Below are 3217 nucleotides of genomic sequence, written 5' to 3'. Positions count from 1 at the left end.
TTATTTATTCTCCCCACACCCCACACCCCACACCCCACTCCCCACTCCCTACACCCCACTTCCGAAACCATAAGGCTGCCCGATTTTGCTAGGATAAGAAATGTAACAAGAATCTTTCTTAACAGTCGGATAATTCATGGGCAACGATACCATCACCTTACTCTCCTCCCGGGAAATTGAAAAAATGCGTCGAGCCGGACGATTAGCAGCTAAACTCTTAGAGCATCTGGCAGATATGGTTAAACCGGGGGTAAGTACCCTAGAAATCAATGACGAAGCAGAACGTTGGACTCGCGCCCATGGAGCCAAAAGTGCGCCCCTAGGATACCATGGCTTTCCTAAGTCTATCTGTACTAGCATTAACGAGGTTATCTGTCACGGCATCCCCAGCGCCGCTCAAATCCTTAAAGACGGCGATATTATTAACATCGATGTCACCCCGATTTTAGAGGGTTATCACGGCGATACCTCCCAGACTTTCTTTGTCGGTACTCCCTCCCCCCTAGCGAAAAAGTTAGTAGAAGTGACTAGAGAATGTCTGCAAAGAGGCATAGATGCAGTGCAGCCGGGGGGTAAAATCGGCGATATCGGCGCGGCTATCCAAGAATACGCCGAAGAACAAGGATTTTCAGTGGTTAGAAATTTTGTCGGTCATGGTATCAGTAATGTTTTTCACACCGGTCCGCAGGTTCCCCACTACGGCATTCGCGGCAAAGGCAAAACAATTCGCCCCGGCATGGTATTCACCATTGAACCAATGATTAATGAGGGTACTTGGCAACATATTCTCTTAAAAGACGGTTGGACTGCTATTACTAAAGATGGTAAACTTTCGGCCCAATTTGAACACACCATTGCCGTCACTGAAACCGGTGTCGAAATTCTCACTTTACCCGATTAAATTTAGGGAACAGGGAATGGGAGAATGGGGAAATAGGGAAGTTTCAACTAATACCCCATCACCCCCCGCAACGCGCACGAAGTGGTCACCCATCTCCCCACTGATAACTGATAACTGATAACTGATAACTGAATATATGCAGTATCGTCGTTTCGGTCGCACTAATCTACAAATGCCGGTGTTTTCCTGTGGGGGAATGCGCTATCGATTTCAGTGGCAGGATGTGCCGATGTCGCAAATTCCCGACGAGAATCAAGGCAATTTAGAGGCAATCATCAATAAATCTCTAGAAGTGGGGATTAATCACATCGAAACCGCTAGGGGTTACGGCACTTCCGAGATGCAATTAGGCAAAATTTTGCCGCAACTACCGAGGGATAAGATTATCGTGCAGACGAAAGTTTCTCCTAGTCAAGATGTGCGGGAATTTCGCCGTAAATTTGAGCAATCCCTGCAATTTTTACGGTTAGATTATGTGGATTTGTTGGGCATCCATGGCGTCAACACCGCTGAAATTCTCGATGATACTATGGCCGAGGGCGGTTGTTGGCAAGAGGCGAAAAAATTACAGCAACAGGGAAAAGTTCGTTTTATCGGTTTCTCCACCCATGCACCAACTGATGTAATTGTCAAGACTATTGCAACAAATTGTTACGATTACCTCAATCTGCACTGGTACTATATTTTTCAGAATAACTGGCTGGCCATAGAAGCGGCAAAACAGCACGATATGGGCGTTTTTATCATTAGTCCCTCCGATAAGGGCGGCCATCTCTACAATCCTCCCCCTAAGCTCGTCAATCTCTGTTTTCCTCTCAGTCCGATGGTTTTTAATGACCTATTCTGTCTCAGTCATCCGGCTGTTCATACCCTGAGTATTGGTGCAGCGCGAGCCAAGGATTTTGATGAACACCTGAAAACTTTACCCTTACTTGATCGGGCCGAGGAGATTTTACCGGCAATTATCGAGAGATTGCAAGGAGAGATGATCAACTGTTTAGGCGATAATTGGGTGAAAACTTGGTCTTTAGGTTTACCTAGCTGGGAAAATACCCCCAATCACATCAATATTCCTTCTATCCTCTGGTTACGCAATCTCGCTATCGCCTACGATATGATTGACTTTGCTAGGGCCAGATACAATCTCTTGGGGAATGGGGGTCATTGGTTCCCGGGTCAACAGGCAAAAGAGGTGGAAAAACTCGATTTAACTGCCTGTTTAGCCGCTAGTCCTCACGCTGATCAAATTCCCCATCTTCTCGCTGAAACTCATCGATTATTGTCGGGAGAGACGGTACAACGCTTAAGCAGTAGTTAAAATTCGATGCCGGGTTGCGCTTTCACTCCCTGTTGACGAAAGGGATGTTTAATTAACTTCATTTCCGTGACTAAATCCGCTATCTCGATTAATTCGGGTAAAGCTCCTCTACCAGTGAGAATAACGTGGCAATTAGCGGGTTTTCGGGCTAAACCAGCGATAACTTCCTGAATATCCAGATAACCGAATTTAAGGGCGATATTGATCTCATCGAGTAAAATTAATTGATATTGGGGATTTTCGAGAAAAGTTAGGGCTTTTTGCCATGCTTCTTCGGCTTTCTCTATATCTCTTTCTCTATCTTGAGTTTCCCAGGTGAAACCTTCCCCCATTGCATAAAACTCGATTTGTTCCCCCCAAACACTAAAAATCTTTTGTTCGGCAGGTTCCCAAGCACCTTTGATAAATTGTACCACCGCCACTTTGTAACCATGCCCGAGGGAACGTAAAACCATACCGAGGGCTGCCGTGGTTTTTCCCTTACCATCGCCAGTATTAACGATAATTAAACCTTTTTCAGCGATTTTTTCGGCTAAACGTTCTTCTTGGATTGCCTTGCGGCGCTGCATTTTTTCTTTGTATTGTTCGGGAGTGAGTTGCATTCGGGTCTATCCAGTCAAATCAAGATAATTGTAACTCAAGGGGTTATCGATCGCTGTTTGCAGATTTTAACCGGCTAAATTGTCTGGGGATTGATGCCTAATTCTCGTAATTTTGCCGCTAATTTTTCCTTAGCTTGTCGTTCTTGTTCTTTTTCTAAAAGAGCCTGTTCTTTTTCTAGGAGAGCCTGTTCTTTTGCCTGTCGTTCCTGTTCTTTTTCTAAAAGAGCCTGTTCTTTTGCCTGTCTTTCCTGTTCCTTTTCTAAAAGAATCTGTTCCTTTGCTTGTCTTTGCTGTAATTCAGCTTCTTGGGGAGTGGGAACCAATTGACCATCGACGGTAAAATAACGCAGTTTCCGGTCAAATATGCCTAAATATAATCCTAACTCTTCACTCCAT

3 protein-coding genes and 1 pseudogene are annotated in these 3217 nt (G+C 44.9%); 2 read left to right on the top strand and 2 right to left on the bottom strand.

The window, feature by feature from the left end; all coding sequences use genetic code 11:
- Nucleotides 1-136 precede the first annotated feature (136 nt).
- Nucleotides 137-901 carry a type I methionyl aminopeptidase gene (gene map, locus PN470_RS19525; RefSeq protein ID WP_016515073.1) on the top strand — a complete coding sequence of 255 codons (765 nt, stop codon included), beginning with the start codon at nucleotides 137-139 and terminating at the stop codon, nucleotides 899-901.
- 136 nt (nucleotides 902-1037) lie between these two features.
- On the top strand, nucleotides 1038-2219 hold the full coding sequence (locus tag PN470_RS19520; protein WP_271938189.1) for an aldo/keto reductase: 1182 nt from the start codon (nucleotides 1038-1040) through the stop codon (nucleotides 2217-2219).
- On the opposite strand, the gene cobO is transcribed toward PN470_RS19520, so the two are convergent.
- Entirely contained in the window at nucleotides 2216-2821 is a 606-nt protein-coding gene (gene cobO, locus PN470_RS19515; RefSeq protein ID WP_103111110.1) for a cob(I)yrinic acid a,c-diamide adenosyltransferase, read from the bottom strand. The genes PN470_RS19520 and cobO overlap by 4 nt on opposite strands.
- A 74-nt stretch (nucleotides 2822-2895) precedes the next feature.
- Nucleotides 2896-3217, bottom strand: a pseudogene (locus tag PN470_RS19510) (Uma2 family endonuclease); the annotation flags it as partial.

This window comes from Microcystis sp. CS-574, from assembly GCF_028329095.1.
GTDB classification, from domain to species: Bacteria; Cyanobacteriota; Cyanobacteriia; order Cyanobacteriales; family Microcystaceae; genus Microcystis; species Microcystis ichthyoblabe_A.
Note: the sequence above shows the minus strand (reverse complement) of the source record. Positions and strands in the feature narration are given on the sequence as shown.